This is a genomic window from Dyadobacter sp. (assembly GCF_039919315.1).
Taxonomy (GTDB): Bacteria; Bacteroidota; Bacteroidia; order Cytophagales; family Spirosomataceae; genus Dyadobacter.
Genome location: NZ_JBDSFX010000070.1, coordinates 32,527 through 51,098 on the forward strand (window position 1 = coordinate 32,527; position 18,572 = coordinate 51,098).

15 protein-coding genes and 1 pseudogene are annotated in these 18,572 nt (G+C 44.6%); 13 read left to right on the forward strand and 3 right to left on the reverse strand.

The window, feature by feature from the left end:
• Positions 1 to 771: 771 nt before the first annotated feature.
• Complete coding sequence (locus ABIO93_RS19375) at positions 772 to 1,632, reverse strand: TraB/GumN family protein (RefSeq protein WP_348070644.1); 861 nt, start codon at positions 1,630 to 1,632, stop codon at positions 772 to 774.
• A 22-nt stretch (positions 1,633 to 1,654) separates the two neighbouring features.
• A complete protein-coding gene (locus ABIO93_RS19380; RefSeq protein WP_348070646.1) occupies positions 1,655 to 3,247 on the reverse strand; it encodes a M28 family peptidase in 1,593 nt (530 codons plus the stop codon).
• Positions 3,248 to 3,395: 148 nt separating this feature from the next.
• Here ABIO93_RS19380 and ABIO93_RS19385 point away from each other — a divergent pair.
• The 13 genes and pseudogenes from ABIO93_RS19385 to ABIO93_RS19445 form a co-directional block, all read left to right on the forward strand.
• Positions 3,396 to 3,501: pseudogene (locus ABIO93_RS19385) on the forward strand (DUF4160 domain-containing protein); the annotation flags it as partial.
• 96 nt (positions 3,502 to 3,597) lie between these two features.
• Positions 3,598 to 3,870 carry a DUF2442 domain-containing protein gene (locus tag ABIO93_RS19390; RefSeq protein ID WP_348070648.1) on the forward strand — a complete coding sequence of 91 codons (273 nt, stop codon included), beginning with the start codon at positions 3,598 to 3,600 and terminating at the stop codon, positions 3,868 to 3,870.
• 208 nt (positions 3,871 to 4,078) lie between these two features.
• A complete protein-coding gene (gene typA / locus ABIO93_RS19395) occupies positions 4,079 to 5,893 on the forward strand; it encodes a translational GTPase TypA (protein ID WP_348070650.1) in 1,815 nt (604 codons plus the stop codon).
• A gap of 291 nt (positions 5,894 to 6,184) precedes the next feature.
• The gene (locus tag ABIO93_RS19400) at positions 6,185 to 7,459 is read left to right on the forward strand and encodes a Glu/Leu/Phe/Val dehydrogenase (protein ID WP_348070652.1); all 1,275 of its coding nucleotides are present in this window, start codon (positions 6,185 to 6,187) and stop codon (positions 7,457 to 7,459) included.
• Positions 7,460 to 7,697: 238 nt separating this feature from the next.
• On the forward strand, positions 7,698 to 8,789 hold the full coding sequence (locus ABIO93_RS19405) for an ATP-binding protein (protein ID WP_348070654.1): 1,092 nt from the start codon (positions 7,698 to 7,700) through the stop codon (positions 8,787 to 8,789).
• Between the two features lie 29 nt (positions 8,790 to 8,818).
• Positions 8,819 to 9,118 carry a Dabb family protein gene (locus tag ABIO93_RS19410; protein ID WP_348070656.1) on the forward strand — a complete coding sequence of 100 codons (300 nt, stop codon included), beginning with the start codon at positions 8,819 to 8,821 and terminating at the stop codon, positions 9,116 to 9,118.
• A 223-nt stretch (positions 9,119 to 9,341) separates the two neighbouring features.
• Positions 9,342 to 9,653, forward strand: coding sequence for a hypothetical protein (locus tag ABIO93_RS19415; protein WP_348070658.1), 312 nt, complete (start codon positions 9,342 to 9,344; stop codon positions 9,651 to 9,653).
• 82 nt (positions 9,654 to 9,735) lie between these two features.
• Positions 9,736 to 11,379 (forward strand): fatty acyl-AMP ligase, encoded by a 1,644-nt coding sequence (locus ABIO93_RS19420; RefSeq protein ID WP_348070660.1) that lies wholly within the window; start codon positions 9,736 to 9,738, stop codon positions 11,377 to 11,379.
• Between the two features lie 110 nt (positions 11,380 to 11,489).
• Complete coding sequence (locus tag ABIO93_RS19425; RefSeq protein ID WP_348070662.1) at positions 11,490 to 11,738, forward strand: acyl carrier protein; 249 nt, start codon at positions 11,490 to 11,492, stop codon at positions 11,736 to 11,738.
• Positions 11,739 to 11,788: 50 nt separating this feature from the next.
• The gene (locus ABIO93_RS19430) at positions 11,789 to 12,982 is read left to right on the forward strand and encodes a cytochrome P450 (RefSeq protein WP_348070664.1); all 1,194 of its coding nucleotides are present in this window, start codon (positions 11,789 to 11,791) and stop codon (positions 12,980 to 12,982) included.
• A 3-nt stretch (positions 12,983 to 12,985) separates the two neighbouring features.
• Positions 12,986 to 14,398: an MBOAT family O-acyltransferase gene (locus ABIO93_RS19435; protein ID WP_348070666.1), complete on the forward strand. Its 1,413-nt coding sequence runs from the start codon at positions 12,986 to 12,988 to the stop codon at positions 14,396 to 14,398.
• 11 nt (positions 14,399 to 14,409) lie between these two features.
• Positions 14,410 to 15,381, forward strand: coding sequence for a hypothetical protein (locus tag ABIO93_RS19440; protein ID WP_348070668.1), 972 nt, complete (start codon positions 14,410 to 14,412; stop codon positions 15,379 to 15,381).
• Between the two features lie 12 nt (positions 15,382 to 15,393).
• Positions 15,394 to 16,776 (forward strand): sodium:solute symporter family protein, encoded by a 1,383-nt coding sequence (locus ABIO93_RS19445; RefSeq protein ID WP_348070670.1) that lies wholly within the window; start codon positions 15,394 to 15,396, stop codon positions 16,774 to 16,776.
• On the opposite strand, the gene ABIO93_RS19450 is transcribed toward ABIO93_RS19445, so the two are convergent.
• Complete coding sequence (locus ABIO93_RS19450) at positions 16,717 to 18,567, reverse strand: monovalent cation:proton antiporter-2 (CPA2) family protein (RefSeq protein ID WP_348070672.1); 1,851 nt, start codon at positions 18,565 to 18,567, stop codon at positions 16,717 to 16,719. The genes ABIO93_RS19445 and ABIO93_RS19450 overlap by 60 nt on opposite strands.
• Positions 18,568 to 18,572 lie beyond the last annotated feature (5 nt).

Genomic DNA, 18,572 nt, shown 5'->3' on the forward strand with positions numbered 1-18,572 from the left:
GATCAGCGCCCATTTGGAACATGTTGAACAGAGGAGGGTAAACTATATCCTGGGTAATCTGACAGAGTTTTGCTTTGGGGCGGGCTAAAAAGACCCAAAAAGTGTATCATTTCGTTATCTCACCAATCAATGCGTCACTTTTAACACCGTGACTGAGTTTGTGCGACACTGTTCTTCGGCAGCTGAACTAGTATTTTCATCGCGGCATTGCTATGCTGCTTGCGGCATTTTCTCATTTATAAAAATTTCCAGGGGTAATCCTCAGTGCTTATGCAGGTTATGAATTTGCTGTAAGTTAACGTATCGCTTATGATTAAGTATTTCAAATACCCTTGACTTGGGGCCTATGAATTGCTCCAAATCTTTATTTTTCCAGCCATTTTCTTCCCTCAGGTATTTAATTGCGTCAACCGGATCCGGATAAGGTATAGGATTGTTCATTTGTTCATAAGCATGTACTAATTGCTTATGACATCTAGCTCATCGTCCAATTCAGAATAAGGGGTCGGCTCGTGCTGTGTCCGTTATGGAGTTACAACAACTTTCGGCGTCAAATAGGAAACAGTCTGGAAGCTGCAGAGTTGAGAAAACTGGCCAACCTGCCTCTCCCAACCGAACTTCATCTAAATGATTTGTCATTGACGGATTTGAGTTTTTTATCCGATCTGCCAAATTTGAAATAACCTGACGGACTGAATATCAACACTACATATTGCGGGATTTTCATCTGTGCAAACACCCTCTTAAAAACTCACAATTCATAAACCTAGGCTATTTTATAGCCCTAACCTTATACCCCTCCTTCCGCAAAAGTGCTATCACGCCCCTTTCCCCACCCAAATGCGCTGCTCCCACAGCGAAGAATGTGGGTTTTTCGGACATTGTTTTTTGAATGCGGGAGATCCATTTCTGGTTTCTTGCAAATAACATAACCTCTTCATTACCATCGAGCCCAAAGTCACTTTTCAGTGTCATACTATATAATTCGTTGATATTCTGAGATTTGTATAGCGCTATCAAATTTTTGAATTCTTTTCGCGCCTGTGGTAAGCTGTCGATCAATGCAAGCACCATTTTGATCTGATCTTTATAAGGGATCGTATCAAAAATCGCCATTTGCTCACCCAGGGTTTCGATACCAATCACCTCTGATTTTTGCTTTCCAGCCAGTTCCACCAACGCCATTTCGTAGGATTGGGGCTGGCATGCGAGAATGGAACTGAACAATGGACCCATTAGAACAAATGGCTTGGCTTTTTCAAACATGGCAATGCCGATCCCCACCGAGTCTTTGTAAAATTGACTGATTTTGGCATAATCCTGCTCCGAAACCAGTTTTTTCAGTTCGTTACCGTCCCGCATATTCATGGTCTTCATCATCTCCGCCATCATTCCCGGATCGTCCATATCCACCTCCAAAGCAATCTGCTGCGTGCGCGTCACAGCCACTTTGAGCGAATCGCTCAACGAAAAGTCTACCGGACAGATCAAATGTATTGTCCCGAAAAGGTAGGATGGTTTCGGATTGTTGGGAGCGGTGATCTCCCAAAGCAATGAGTTTTCTTTCGGTACCTGCCCCTGCGAGAGTAAACTAGCAGCGCACAGCGCTATTGATAACAAGATTTCTTTCATGGCTTTTCCGGTGAACCGGTGATTACTCTTTATGGCTGTCTACTTCAATCCGCTCGTCACGATTGACCAATTCCCAAGCCGTGTAAAACACCAGTTTCACGATTTGGGATTGCTTGTCAAACAAAATCTTCTCCACATCGTCGCCAGGCTTGTGGTAGTCTTCATGCACGCCTGTGAAGTAAAAAATAACGGGCACCCCTGTTTTGGCAAAATTGTAATGGTCCGAACGATAGTAAAAACGGTTCGGATCATTGGGATCATTGAATGTGTAATCCAGCTTGAAATTCACATACTTCTTATTCGCCTCCTCGCTGATGGTATGCAGCTTCGACGACAATTTGTCGGAACCGATCAAATACACGTATTTTGGATCGTCCTTATGCGCCTCGTCGATACGACCAATCATATCAATGTTGAGGTCAGCAATGGTGTTTTTGAGCGGCAGCAACGGATTTTCCGAATAGTACTCTGATCCGAACAGTCCTTTTTCCTCGCCAGTCACATTCAGGAACAGAATGCTTCTTCTTGGACCTTTGCCTTCTGCTTTGGCTTTGCTGAATGCCTGAGCAATTTCAAGCAAAGAAACGGTTCCCGAACCATCGTCATCGGCACCATTATTAATTTCTCCGTTTGGCGAAATACCAATGTGATCGAGGTGGGCACTAATGACCAGTACCTCGTCTTTCTTGTCCGTTCCCTCCATGAATGCAGCCACATTTTCAGTTTCAATGGTTTCACTGATTCTTTCTGCCTTCAAAGCTACTTTCCCCTCGAAAGCCTTCGATAGCGGCTTACCCGATTGATCAATGGTCGTTTTGCTTTTTGTCAACTTGGAAGAAGACGTATTTAGGATCTTCGCAGCCAGATCAGCCGATACCACAAAGGCAGCGACATTATCCGGACTTTCCTGAACCGGTTTCAATGTTGGTGCACTGAATCTCCTCGCCATTACTGCGCGCTGACGAATTTCTTTATCCAGATCCTCCCCGGTTTTATCCGTAATGATAAACACATATTTCGCGCCCTTTTCCAGCGCCAGTTTGGCTTTAACCTGCCACGAAACTGGTCCGCTCCATTTCGTTTTTTCGGTGCCGCTACTCAGCAAATACTTACCATTCGCATCCACTGGCTCTCCTTCAAAAATCACAATAGCCTTATCCTTCACATTCACATTCGCATAATCATTGTATGCCGATTCCTCAATACCATACCCTACAGAAACGACATCCGCCGTGATTTCCTGTGGAATATTTAAAACTCCGCTGACATAAAAGTCCTTGTTGAACTCATACTTTTTGCCGTCGGCTTTTAGATAAACTTCACCCCAGCCGCGCTTGTACAGGCTGTACTTTTGTAAAAAACTTTTGCCACCATCGGCAGCCGCTGCAACAGGCATTAAACCATATTCCTTGTAGTATTTCGAAACATATTCAGCTGCTTTTTTCTGGCCCGGCGAGCCGGTATCTCTTCCTTCCAGGCTATCCGAAGCGATGATCACCAAATGCTTTTTCAGGTCTTCCGGTGTAATACTATCAGCATATTTAGTCACTTCGTCCTGTGCAAAAGACAAAGTCGTAATTGACAGGAATAAACAAGTCAGCAAGTTTTTATTCATAGTGAAGTTGTAATGATATTTCAGTTCTTACAAAGAAAGCAAAGGATGCGGCTAATGCCAACTCCGTCATCTACTTGGCTTGAAACTTTGTATATTTGAATCAAATAATAACACACACTTTTATGCCATAAGTAAGCCGTTTCCTTGGAATCGTTATTAAAATGTTCTTTGATGATCACAACCCACCTCATTTCCATGCAGAATTGATTGAAGGTTGTCTACCCTCGAAGCAATTGAAACTTGTGCAAGCCTAGGCGGTGTTACATAAAGAAGAGCTACTGGAAAATTTCAAGAATCTAGGAAAGGATCTCAAATCTTGGAACAGGATCGAACCGTTGAAATAAATTATTATGCTACACTATATTAAGGAAATAATTTCTGTCGAGAATTACACCGTCTCTTGCCTCTTTAATACAGACGAGGTGAAAGTTGTGGATCTTCGAGGTATTGTTGAAAAGTATAAAAATATAAATGACGGACTGATTAGTCGTCTGGCGGATAAAGATTATTTCAAGTCTGTTCAACTCGACTCCTACGGCACATTAACCTGGAACAATGGGGTTGATTTTGACCCTGAAAACCTATACTACATCTCAAATCCTGAAATTGCAACTATCCAATAATTTTCTTCACTTTTTGCACTTCTCCTGGCTTAAAGTTCGTTTTTCGCATGTTAACAATAAATTAATTGTAAAATACTGTTATTCAGCTAAAAACTCGTACATTTGCACCCTATTTGACTAAAGTTAAGTCGAAACAAAGCACAGCGGTGATCAGTCTAGTAAAACCATTCTGCTTATTGAGATCCGTAAACAATTGATCTATAAAACAATGCAAGCCATTCGTAACATCGCAATCATTGCGCACGTTGACCACGGTAAAACTACATTGGTTGACAAAATCATTCACGCTTCAAAGTTATTTCGCGATAACCAGGAGTTTGATGACCTTATTCTTGATAACAATGACCTTGAACGGGAACGTGGTATTACCATTACCTCTAAAAACGTATCCGTTCGTTACAAAGATTATAAAATCAATGTAATCGATACTCCTGGTCACGCAGACTTTGGTGGTGAAGTGGAACGCGTACTTAAAATGGCGGATGGCGTATTATTGCTGGTCGATGCATTTGAAGGACCTATGCCTCAGACGCGCTTCGTATTGGGCAAAGCCATTGATTTGGGTTTGAAACCTATCGTTGTTGTAAATAAAGTAGATAAAGAAAACTGCCGTCCTGAAGAAGTTCAGGAAAACGTTTTTGATTTGATGTTCAACCTGGGCGCTACTGAAGATCAGCTTGACTTCACGACCGTTTATGGTTCATCAAAACAAGGCTGGATGGGGCCGGATTGGCAACACCCAACTGATAATATTACATTCCTGCTTGATACCATCATTGCTTCGATCCCTGAACCGGTTATCGAAGAAGGTACTTTACAAATGCAAATCACTTCTCTTGACTACAATGCATTCGTTGGCCGTATCGCCATCGGTCGTGTGAAAAGAGGAACAATCAAAGAAGGATCTACATTGTCTCTTTGCAAAGCTGACGGTGTGATCAAAAAGGTGAAAGTAAAAGAACTTCAGACATTTGAAGGTCTTGGAAGAGTAAAGGTTGCCGAAGTTTCTGCGGGTGATATCTGCGCAGTGACTGGTATCGAAGATTTCGAAATCGGTGATACATTGGCTGATCTTGAAAATCCAGAAGCAATTACCCGTATCGCGGTTGATGAGCCTACTATGAACATGCTCTTCACGATCAATAACTCCCCATTCTTCGGTAAAGAAGGCAAGTTTGTTACATCACGTCACCTTCGTGACCGTTTGATGAAAGAAACTGAGAAGAACCTTGCACTTCGCGTAGAAGCTACTGATACAGAAGATAAATTTCTTGTTTTCGGACGTGGTATCCTTCACTTGTCAGTATTGATCGAAACAATGCGTCGTGAAGGTTACGAATTGCAGCTAGGTCAGCCTCAGGTTCTTTTCAAAGAAGATGAAAAAGGCGAACGTCTTGAACCAATCGAAACATTGGTAGTAGACGTACCAGAATCAACTGCTGGTAAAGTAATCGAATTGGCAACGCAACGTAAAGGTGAATTGCTGGTTATGGAGCCAAAGGGAGATTTGCAACACCTTGAATTCCTGATTCCTTCAAGGGGTTTGATCGGTCTTCGTTCCAATGTATTGACTTCGACCCAAGGTGAAGCTGTAATGACGCACCGCTTTAAAGAATTCGGTACATTCCGCGGACCAATCCCTGGACGTATCAGTGGTTCTATCATTTCTAAAAATACAGGACCTGCAACAGGTTACACTATTGACAAATTGCAGGATCGCGGACGTTTCTTCGTAGAGCCAGGTGATGAAATCTACGGTGGACAAGTTATCGGAGAGCACAACCGCCCGAACGATATTGTTGTGAACTTGCAGGAAGCTAAGAAACTGACCAACATGCGTGCTTCTGGTACAGATGACGGTTTAAGAATCGCTCCGAAGATCAACTTCTCTCTGGAAGAATCAATGGAGTATATCCAGAAAGACGAATACCTTGAAGTAACGCCGCAAAGCATGCGTATGCGGAAGATATATCTGGAAGAAAACGATCGTAAACGTAATTCCGGTAAGATGGAAATGGCATAACACCCATTTAGGAATATTTGAAAGGAGGCATAAATTATGCCTCCTTTTTTTATTTTTTACCATTTCAGTTTTGCCCGGAAACCCTTTAAATAATTTGGGTTAACTCCATAAAACATTACCATAATTTTAAGTTTTATACCAACACTGAAACATTCTATGTTCCAGTGTTTTTTATACTATTTCAAGATATTTTAGTTTTTTGCTTTTATTTAAACAAATACCGTATGTTTGTATTAGAAATAAGATTATATTCATTAACTAACTTATTATCAATCGTTTAATAAATCAAGAATGTCATATATAGAGCCGGCTCCAATCAAGGATAAAGAAAATCCCCTGGAGTCAATGATGCAAAGATTTGATAAGGCAGTAGACCTCCTTGGAATTTCGGAAGAAATGTACCACATATTAAAAGTACCGCGTAAGCAAGTGATTGTCGGACTGCCAGTTACCATGGATTCGGGACAGATCAGGACTTTCGAAGGTTACCGGGTTATACATTCTACTATTCTCGGCCCCAGTAAAGGAGGTATCCGCTTCGATCCCGATGTGAACCTCGACGAAGTAAGGGCACTTGCCGCCTGGATGACCTGGAAATGCGCTGTGGTGGATATCCCCTACGGCGGCGCCAAAGGTGGTGTAGCTTGTAATCCGAGGGAAATGTCGGCAGGCGAAATGGAGAGGCTGATGCGGGCTTACACTACAGCATTACTCGATGTTTTCGGCCCCGACCAGGATATTCCAGCACCGGACATGGGTACCGGCCCCAGAGAAATGGCCTGGCTGATGGATGAATATTCCAAATCCAAAGGAATGACGATACCGGCCGTGGTAACAGGCAAACCGCTGGTGCTAGGCGGCTCTCTCGGGCGTACAGAAGCAACGGGCCGTGGTGTAATGGTATCCGCGCTGGCAGGTATGGAGAAATTACGAATCAATCCTTATCGCGCCACTGCGGTTGTGCAGGGTTTTGGCAATGTTGGTTCTTACGCAGCGCTGCTGCTACGCGAACGCGGCGTATCTATTCACGCGATCAGCGATATTTCAGGAGCATATTACAACGACAAAGGAATTGATGTCGCCGATGCGGTAGCTTATCGTGAGCGCAACAAAGGCTCGCTGGAAGGTTACGGCGGCGCCGAATTGATTCCAGGCGACGATCTGCTGACATTGCCGGTAGATGTGTTGGTTCCTGCTGCGAAAGAGGACGTGATTACCCGTAAGAATGTCTCCGGAATTCAAGCCAGAATGATCGTAGAAGGTGCCAATGGCCCTACTTCCTCCAAAGCGGACGATATCATCAATGAAAAAGGCATTATGGTCGTCCCCGATATCCTTGCCAACGCCGGCGGGGTTACCGTTTCGTATTTCGAATGGGTGCAGAACCGGATCGGGTACAAATGGACGCTGGAACGCATTAACCGACGCACCGACCGTATTATGAAGGATTCCTTCGACAAAGTGTATGAAACATCATTAAAATATAAGGTATCGCTTCGGATCGCAGCTTACATTGTCGCTATTGACAAAGTATCGAGCACTTACAAGTACCGCGGCGGTTTCTAAACACAAAACTCCTATTTACCAAAGGCAGCTTTCCGGATCGGGAGCTGCCTTTTCATTGACGCATTTTCGGGTAAGCGCTACATTAACAATTAATTAATAAATGGGGGCAGAGCGTGAAATAGGGTTTTGTTAAAATCAGAATTATTAACTTTATAGTTTTAAAGTATAGTCGTTTTTAATATTAAATTTTGCTGACTAACGGTTTGCTAATCAGCCAAAATCCTTTCGTAATGCCACCATGTCATTAAGCCCGCGTTTCATTGCCATCATACTGGCATTTCTAATATCGCTGATCACCACTTCTTTTCTGGCCTTTGTGGAAGGGGTATCCAAAGGCATGCTCTTCGTTACGGCCATTTCCTGCTTTATCACTTCGTTCTTTCTGGTACTGTACACGGTTGATATCTTGGTTTTTCGTGAGGTCAATAAAATGTACCGGACCATTCATAAGCTGAAAATGAAGGATTTCAACCTCGCTCCGCGGAAAAAGCTGATCCGGGAGTCTAACCCGTTGAAGACGATCAATGATGAGATCTTCGTGTATGTTACCAAAAAACAAAAGGAGATCGACGAACTGAAAAAACTGGAACTCTTCCGCCGCGAATTTCTGGCGGATGTTTCCCACGAATTCAAAACGCCGATTTTTGCGGCACAAGGATTTATCCACACCTTGCTCGACGGTGCGATGGATGATGAAAATGTAAGAGAACGCTTCCTTTTGAAAGCGGCCAGGAATCTGGACAGTCTGGACGTACTGGTTAAAGACTTGCTGGTACTTTCTCAGATGGAAACTGGTGATATTAAGATGAGCATTGCGCCGATCGATATCCGTCTGTTAACCATGAATATTTTCAGCCGGCTGGAAAACATTGCACTGGACAGAAACGTGAGCCTGAAAGTGAAACCCGACGACCTTCCCGAGGTGTGGGTGAAAGCGGACGCCGACCGGCTGGAACAGGTAATGCTGAACCTGATTGAAAACGCCATCAAATACGGAAACGAGGGTGGAAAAGTGATCGTCCATTTCAATGAAGGCAAAAAATATGTGGAAATCGCGGTTCGTGATAATGGGCCGGGTATACCTTATGAACATTTGAACCGTATATTCGAACGTTTTTACCGGGTCGATAAAAGCCGGAGCAAGGACATTGGCGGTACCGGACTTGGCCTTGCCATCGTGAAGCACATTCTGAATGCACACGATACCAAAATCGCGGTCATGTCGAAGCCTGAGAAAGGAACAACATTCTCATTTAAGTTAGAAAAGGCATATATCAGCCTTGTAAATGAAAATGGTCCGCAAGAGCCGGCATCTCAATTGAATCCATAATACATTTTTAACTCCATAAACCATTATTCATGTTTGTACATAACGTATTTTTTTGGCTAAAAGAAAAAGATAACGAAGAAGCAAGACAAGCGTTGCTGGCAGGAATCAAATCACTTGAAGCGATAGAATCCATTGAATCCGTTTACATCGGACCGCCCGCTGCTACACGTCGGCCGGTGATTGATGCTACGTATGATTTTGCAGAAATTCTCGTGTTTGCCGACGAAGCAGGGCACGATGTGTATCAGGTACACCCGCTTCACACGAAGTTCGTTGCAGACTGCGCGCACCTTTGGGAGCGAGTGCTGATCTACGATGTAGAGGCATAAACAAAAGCGAATATTTGTTAACAGGTTATCCACAATGCATGTGTGGATAACCTGTTAACAACCTTCTAAAACTGCATTTTCAAGCCATTAAAGAACATTTATAGGCAATTCACCCTGTGGATAACTTATTCTAAATGTTGATTGCCTCCCCTATCAAACCTGGTCACAGGCACTTTTAACCCAGTACATTCGTTTTATAATTAGTACAAAATGAACTGATACCGTGAGAACAAATAGAATTTTGCTGTCAATTATCGTTACAGTTATTGCAGCAGTAAGCATTTCTTCCTGCACATACAGATCTGCGGGCCCCGGATATGATTATGGATATAACCCCGGTTACGGATACAGCCCCGGCTACCGGTACCATCGTGTACCACCTCCAAGAGTCGTGGTCGTAAGGCCGTCGCATCCGAGGGTAATCCATGCTGATCGTTACAGACCTAGCCGATACAACGACCGGGCATACAGAAAGCAGTACAGAAGCGGAAATCACTACGGCAACAATGCACGTAGCAGAGGCCCCAGAAGATAAATAGAGCAGCATTTAAGAATAAAAAGGTGATAAGCGGAGAGATAAATCTTCGCTTGTCACCTTTTCTTTTATTTTTGCTTTTATGGATGTACTTGAAATACTGGAGTCGAATGCAAAACTATATCCGGATAAGTTAGCTTACGGATTCATCGGCAAAGAAGGCGAACTAACCGAACAACTTCATTATCAGCAACTAAATGACGAAGTATGGGCGGCTTCCTGGCAACTCAAAGCCAGGTACGGGCCGAATGCCCGGGTCATTATCTTGCTACCAACCGAAGCTTCTTTTATCCGTTTCTTTCTGGCTTCTTTACGGGCCGAACTCGTAGCGGTACCTTGCCCGATCGGCTATTCGGAATCCGGTATTACCCGTATCCTGAACATTATCAGTGATTGTGCTGCTTCGGCCATTATTACAAACAAAAAAACGCATAAAATGCTTTTTCAGAGGCAAAATGAGGCATCAAAAGCATTGCAGGATGAGCATATCGACTGGTTTTTTACGGATGACTTTTCTCCCGAAACCATTCCTATTGAAATAACAGAGAGAAAAGCAGACGATACCCAACCTGCCTATCTTCAATATACTTCCGGCTCAACAAGCCGCCCCAAAGGCGTCATGGTGAGCCATTCCAATCTGGTAGCCAACCTCAGTGCGATCAATAATTGTTTCGGGCGTACTGCGGCGGACGTATCCGTTACCTGGTTGCCACATTACCACGATATGGGGTTGGTGGACGGTCTGTTGTCGCCCATTTATACCGGCGGAACGGGCATAGCGATTTCTCCCCTTTTATTCATTACAAAGCCCTTTTTACTGCTTCAAGCGATCAGCAAGTACCAGGCCGGCTTTTGCGGTGGCCCGGGTTTCGGACTGGATCATTGCGTGGCCCGCATACCCGCAGAACAGCTGGCGACATTAGATCTCAGCAGCCTGCGCGTACTGTATGTAGGCGCAGAACCAATCCGGATCTCGACATTGGAAAGATTTGTGGACGCAATGCGAGCTACCGGTTTCAAAAGGGCCAGCCTTGTTCCGGCCTACGGATTGGCGGAAGCTACGCTGGCCGTCAGCCTGCATTTGAATGGTACACCGATGTTGTTTGCAAAAATCCCCGGTATGGATTCTAAGGAGGTAGTTGCCTGCGGCCCTCCCGTAGAACATACGGAAGTTCGCATTGTGGAGCCTGAGCAGAAAACTATTTTGGAAGACTCCCAGATCGGGGAAATATGGGTTAAAAATAAAGCCGTTGCCCTAGGTTACTGGAAAAACGAAGAGGAAACTAACCGGATTTTCAAAGCGTTCACCGATTGTGGAGAAGGTCCGTTTCTGAGGACAGGCGACCTGGGATTTATGGAAGATGGTAAGCTTTTCATCACCGGAAGGACCAAAGAGTTAATTATCATCAGGGGTGTAAACTATTATCCTCAGGACATTGAAGAAATTGTAAGTGAATGCCATGAGGACATTCAACCTAATGCGACCGCTGCATTCTCAGTGGAAACGGCGCAGGGAGAAGCATTAATGATAGTGACCGAGATACGGCGTGCAGTGCAGCAGGATGAAAACATGGAATCCATCAAAACCCGCGTGGCACATAGCGTAGGACTTGCTTTTGGGCTGATACCACACAAAGTCGTTCTGATACAGGCAGGCAAGCTTCCCAAGACTTCCAGCGGCAAAATTCAGAGATTAAAAGCGCGGGAAGTTTTTGCCGAATGGTAAATTGTAGTTGCCGCATAGTTACATAAATGTATTTTTGCTTTTAAAGCAAGAAGTTTGATACTAATTTCACGATAACTAATAAATACCTCTCCCACTGAATCAATTAATTGATGACTAAAAACTTTAATGAAATTTCCGACTGGATAGTCGAACGGATTTCCGAACATGCTGAACTCGATCCATCAGAAGTCGCTCTGGACACTGATATCGTCAATTTTCGACTCGATTCGCTGCTACTCGTCAGCATTACCTCGGAGCTGGAAGAGTGGATTGGGATGGAGCTCAATCCTTCCCTTTTCTGGGAAATGGGTACTATTGCTGCAACCACTCAATGGATTATTGAAAATCAGGAAGTATAAATAGCCGTTTTTTTTCTTGGATGAAGTAGAACTCAACCAAAATTTCCTCTATGTCTGTCACGGCCATTTGGTCTTCCGAAAAAGAGATTAGTAGCAACTATTCTAAACTGATCGGTCATATAAGAAAATCAGATCCTGTTCATTTCAATATGTTTGGCGATCTGGTCGTGATGGACTACGGCAATGTTAAAAAAATCTTTGCTGATTCCGTAAATTTCAAAAATTTCGATTTTTCTGAAAGATTCCGGATCGTATCGGCTATCGCAAAAAATGACCCTGGTTTACAGGAATTTGGTGAAAGTCTCAGTCATTGGCTGCTATTCATGAACGGTGAAAAGCATGCGGAACACAGACGTTTTGTAAACCAAAAATTCTACGCGGCCAATTATGAAAAAATTACCCTGGAAGCAGTCAGTGAAATTCTGGATACGTACAAGGATCAGCAGGAAGCTGATCTGGTAGAGATTGCGAGACGGTTCAGTTTTTTGGTCATTAGCAGAATCATTGATCTGGATCGTGCCGATTATGATTTTATTCAGAAATTCTCCTACGTTATCACATTAATATTCGAGAAAACACTCACTATCAATGATTTATTAGAGTGCGCCGACATGTCCAGACAGTTTCACAGCTACCTATCAAAGACATTGGACAGGCAGGAAAGTGAACTGACCGATACGCTCTTACTGGAAATGAGAGAAATAATGGGCAGCGAGCGAGCCCGGCAGCTCATCGGTACCTGGGAGTTTCTCATCAACGCCGCAACGGAGACAACCTCTTTACTCCTAACGAGAAGCATTGCAACATTAATTGAAAATCGCGACCATGAAATTAACTGGAATACCCATAATGATTGCGCGATTGCAGTGGAAGAATTGATACGTTACGTCAGCCCCGTCAACTGGATTCCCCGACAGATCAACGACGATATGGAATTTGAAGGACTGCAGCTAAAAAAAGGCAAAACGGTACTGGTCGGCATTGCTTCCGCCAATCGAGACCCCACTGTTTTTCAAGACCCCGAAACGTTTATACCAACCCGGAAACCCAATCCACACATCGGTTTTGGATTTGGTATCCACCATTGCCTGGGTGCCCGGCTGTCCCGTTTCGAGATGCAGAAATTCCTACCAAGCTTTATGACCGCATTCCCCAACATTCGTCTCAACCCTGAAAAGACAGGTGAATGGGATACCAAAGTCTTTTTCAGAGGCTACAAAAGCTTGCCCGTGCTTTTAAAATAAAGCATGATGATCAAGTTCACTGATTTTTCGTACTTCCTGCTACAATTCCTTATTGTTCCGGTGTATTACAAAGTCCCGGACGGTAAAAAGTGGATTTTCCTACTTGTGCTCAGTACCCTGTTCAATGCCAGCTGGAGTGGGAAATATCTACCCGTCTGGCTAATCCTCGTTGGGATCTGTTACGTCGCAGGTAAGTATCTGGGCAATCAGGCCTATTCCAAAAAACAGCGCAAAATGCTGCTCATCATTTCGATAACCATTTGCCTGCTGCCACTCCTTTTTTTTAAATACCTGGTTCCTATCAATAATTCAATGTCGCCGGTGGCACTCAACTGGCTGGCTCCCATTGGCATTTCATACTACACTTTCCTGATTATCGGATACCTTACCGATGTGCATCGGCGATACATCAAGCCTGAAAATCACCTGGGTTACCTGGCACTTTATCTCGGTTTTTTCCCAACATTACTCGCAGGTCCGCTCGAACGCACACGACAACTCGTTCCCCAACTCCGAAATCCGGTCGCCTATCAGGAGGAAAATATTAAAGCTGGTATCTACTTTATAATCTGGGGGTTATTCAAAAAAGTGGTACTTGCAGCCAGGTTCGCGGATATCACGAATCCCGTATTTGACGAGCCCGGCAAGTATACCGGCTTTTCGGTAACGCTCGCCATTCTGCTTTTTTCCGTTCAGCTTTATTGCGACTTTTCGGGCTATTGCGACATTGCGACGGGATCTGCCAGATTGCTCGGAATAAAGCTCAGCAAAAACTTTTCAAACCGCTACTATTTCACCCCGTCGCGCACCGAATCGTGGACTTCCTGGAATATTACAGTCACATCCTGGTTCCGGGATTACATATTTTTCAACATTAGCAAAGGGGTTACCAACACCAAACGCCTTGAATTTAACCGTTTGCTTACGTTCATTATCACTGGTTTGTGGCATGGGCCAAGCTGGTCGTTTGTGATCTGGGGCTCACTGCAATGGGCTTATATCAATTTTGAAATGCGGACGAAGCAATTCTGGCAGAAGTTTTACGTCTCGCTAGGCTTCACCATTGGCTCTCAGGTACATTATCTGTGGCGCGTCGTGGTGAGGCTTCTCACTGGCACATTGATCATGGGATGGTTTCGTGCCGCGGAACTGAGCAGCGGAGTAAAACTGTACAGCAGCATGTTTGGCATTACATCCGGCGCAGCATCATTGATCACGCCCAGCTTCATGTTATCCATTACGCTGTTCGTAGTCATGGATATTTTTAATTACAAAATGGGTGAAAAAGAAGATATCGCTTCCTATCTGCTCAAAAGACCTGCAATTGGGCGAAGACTTTCCATGCTGCTTCTGGTCCAGCTTGTACTGATATTTGGGAGGACGACTGTTGCCAATTTTTACTATATCCAGTTCTGACGAGCGTGAAAATGATTCTAAAAATTACGAAATGGCTCGTATTGATCATTGTCTTCAAAATGATCACGGTACTGATCATTGCGCAATTTTACACCGACCCCAGGCGGGATATCGATGCCAGAGAAAAGCTTTGTAAAGCATTCAAACCCAATACCGTATTCATCGGTACCAGCCGCACACTTTATGGAATTGATCCTACGCTTTTCGATTCGTTAAATCATCATCAAACCCGCAGTTATAACTTTGGAATATTCAGCATATCACCCCAGGTTTCGTTTAAACTTGCGGAGAACCTTATTGCGAATGACCCGGCGGTTAAAACCATTTACATCGAACTTAGCGCGCTGGATTACAGCACCGTAGCTTTAAAACCCGTCGATGTTATTCAGGATGCTGTTTTCAGGACAAATGTAATGGCGGCCAGTTCCAACATCAAAGCCAATGATAAGGCAGAAAGTTTTTTTCAGGGCCTTAACACCACATTATTTCAGATGTTTTCAATAGCTCCTGAGATCACAACCATCAAAAAAATGATAAGTCCCGTTTCCGACCCCGTTGAAGGAAAGCCTGACTTGCAGGATAATGGTCATCAGTCGGTCGCAGTGGCACTTTCTCAGTCCAATGACCGCATCATGAGCAATAAGGTCGCTACCCAACAAATGTTGGCGCAACTTCGGGTAGCAAAGCCAAATACTTATTATATTTCCAAGATTAACCGAATCATCGGACAGGCAAATCACGCCGGGAAACAGGTTATTCTCTTTTATCCGAATAGCCTGACGAAAGTTGAATATTTGGTCCTGTCGCAGGTAGCGCCATACTTACCGGAAGAAAATCTGATCCGTTTGCCGGCGGATCAACAATTGAATGAATTTTTCAAACCGGAAAATTTATTTGATCCCCATCATCTGAATCAAAAAGGAGCTGCTATCTATACCCGGTTTTTACAAAAAGAATCATTAAAGCGATTTGATAATTTATAAAGCCAATTATTGATGCTTGCATTTTCCATTCTCGTCTATTTACTGGCCAATCTTGGGGTCGGCCTCTGGGCCTCCAAAAGGATCTCAACAACTCAGGATTTTGTATTAGCTGGCCGACGGCTTCCCCTTGTCCTGGCTGCGTCCGCCACATTTGCGACCTGGTTTGGCTCCGAAACCATTATGGGAGCGCCTACCGAATTCGTTGAAAATGGCTTACTGGGCGTTATGGAAGATCCTTTCGGTGCGTCATTATGTCTGCTGTTGGTCGGACTTTTCTTCGCCCGGCGGTTTTACAAAATGAATATCATCACGTTCTGTGATTTTTTCAGGATACGCTATGGACGTTACGCCGAACTGATATCCGCGATCCTCATTATCCCTTCCTATTTCAGCTGGATCGCCGCACAATTATTGGCGATGGGGATTGTTCTCAAAGTGGTATTAGGCTGGTCTTTAACCTATTGCATTCTGTCGAGTTCGCTGGTCGTGATCCTATATACAATCTGGGGTGGTATGTGGTCCATTTCCATCACGGATTTTGTACAAACCATTATGATCATTGTCGGCCTGCTCGTGGTATCTGCGGTTTTATATGAAAAAGTAGGTGGTTTTACGCCGCTGATCGAAGCCGCGCCGAAAGGATTTTTCCGCTTTTACCCTGATTTTACATTTAAAGCATCCGTCGAGTATTTCGCAGCCTGGATCACCATAGGCCTGGGCTCCATTCCGCAGCAGGATGTTTTTCAGAGGGTAATGTCCGCCAAGTCAGCGGATGTTTCGGTGAAGGCAACATTACTTTCTTCCCTTATGTATCTGACGGTTGCGCTACTCCCACTTTTTATCGGGTTATGCGGTCATCATCTTTACCCTGAGTCGGACAAAGATGGTCAGATGATCATTCCAAACATGGTGCTGCAGCATATGAATTTGCCACTTCAGATCATATTTTTCGGAGCGCTGGTCTCCGCTATTCTGAGCACGACGAGCAGCGCGATTATGGCACCGGCGGTGGTTTTGGGAGAAAATATCTTCAAGTTTTTCAATCCGAAGTTGACTGATCAACAATTACTGAAAATCATTCGCATAGGTATCATCGCTATCACGGCCATTTGCATTACCCTGGCTGTGACCCGCGAAAGTATTTTCGACCTTGTTGCCGAATCTTCTGCATTCAGCCTTGTTTCACTTTTTGTGCCACTCGCGGCAGGTATTTACTGGAAACAGACCAATGAACAAGGTTGCATCATATCCATGGTGCTGGGCTTAGTCACGTGGATCATTTGCGTATCCATCAAAACCGAATACCCGCCACTCATTTACGGTCTCCTCGCGAGCCTAGGTGGTATGGTAATCGGAATTCTCGGATTTCCGGTCCCAGCCTCCAAGCGATCGTAAATTAACTGCCTCCTGGTCAGCGCGCATGATAATTTCCAGTTCTTCAATGTGCTGTCTCACCGCGGTAACATATTCATCGTCATTGCGTATGCTGGAAAGATGCTTGAGCGTTCGTTCGTCATGAATAAAAAACGTCTTTGCGGACCTTGTAGCCTCATGTGCCCGGTGTCCTAGCAGTTTTAAGGCATCAATGCCAAGCCGCAAACTCGTGTCGAACGTTTCCCGGTAAATGTGCATGATCCCTGCATTCATCAGATCATATGCATCATTACGATTCGTGGACCGCACGAGTATATGGAGGTTAGGGAAATGCTTTTTGACTGTTTCAATCAATTCAAGACGCTTTTCCTCATCGCTGATCGCAATAATGATCATTTGTGCCTTCCCTGCTCCGGCAATGTCCAACAGCTCGTACCGGGTAGCGTCCCCATAATAAACTTTCAACCCCATACGCCGCAGAAAGTCAACATTATCGCTGTCATTGTCGAGTACTGTCGCTTCCACATTGTTAGCCCTCAAAAACCTTCCTATCGTATTGCCGAAGTGTCCATAACCTGCAATGATGACCGGATTGTCCTGCTCCTCGATGTCACTCACTTTTTGAACCTCCATCCCCGATCCCACAGTGCATAACCTGGGAAGGATCAGTTTTTCATTGATCATCATAGCCAAAGGTGTTAGCGCCATACTGATCGCGACGACCGCCATCATGGTATCCGTAATGTCTTTGGTCAATACGCCTTGCTGCGCAGAGAAACTGAGCAGTACAAAAGCAAACTCTCCAATTTGACTAAGACCAATACTGAATATAGAATTCTGAGCATTCCTGACCTTGAATATTTTACCCAAAACAAACAGGATCACCATTTTGAAACCCATCAGCCCCACCACGAGACCAATGATCAGAAAAGGCTTTGAAACAATGAGTTGAAAATCAATGGACGACCCCACCGAGATAAAAAACAGTCCGAGCAGCAACCCTTTAAATGGATCAATAGAACTTTCCAGTTCGTGCCGGTACTCACTGTTTGCAAGCACAACTCCCGCTACGAAAGCGCCTAATGCGGGACTCAACCCCACCGAAGTCATCAGAACTGCAATGCCAACCACCAGCAGCAAAGCGGTAGCCGTAAACATTTCGCGCATTCCTGTCCGCGCCATAAGTCTGAAAACAGGCCGGAGCAGGTATTTGCCTGTAATCACGACGATAGCGACCGATAGAAGAACGATGATCGCCTGCTGCCACGCAGGAAATGCGCTTACCAATGATCCCGTTCCGTGCGTTTCCTGCACACCTTGATGATCTGCCAGCAAGGGAAACAATGCGAGCATTGGAATAATCGCAAGGTCTTGAAACAGCAGTACTGCAAATGAGCTTTGCCCTGCGACCGTTTTTAACCAACCTTTTTCATTCAATGTCTGCATGACAATGGCCGTGGAGGACATAGCAGCGATCATGCCCAATGCGAGTGATTCCCTCCAATCCAATTTGAAAGCCATAGCCAGGCCAGCAATGACCAAGCTGGTAACGCCTACCTGTAATCCGCCCAGCCCGGCAATACTTTTACGCATCCGCCATAAACGCGAAGGTTCCAGTTCCAATCCAATGACAAAGAGCATCATGACCACCCCGAACTCCGCGAAATGCATGATATCCTGTCCTTCCAGACCAATGAATTCGAGTCCGGCAGGGCCAATGGCAATTCCGGCCACAAGGTACCCCAGCACAGAACCCAACCCCAGTTTTTTGGCAATTGGAACCATGATAACGGCCGCGGCCAAGTAGATCATGGCTT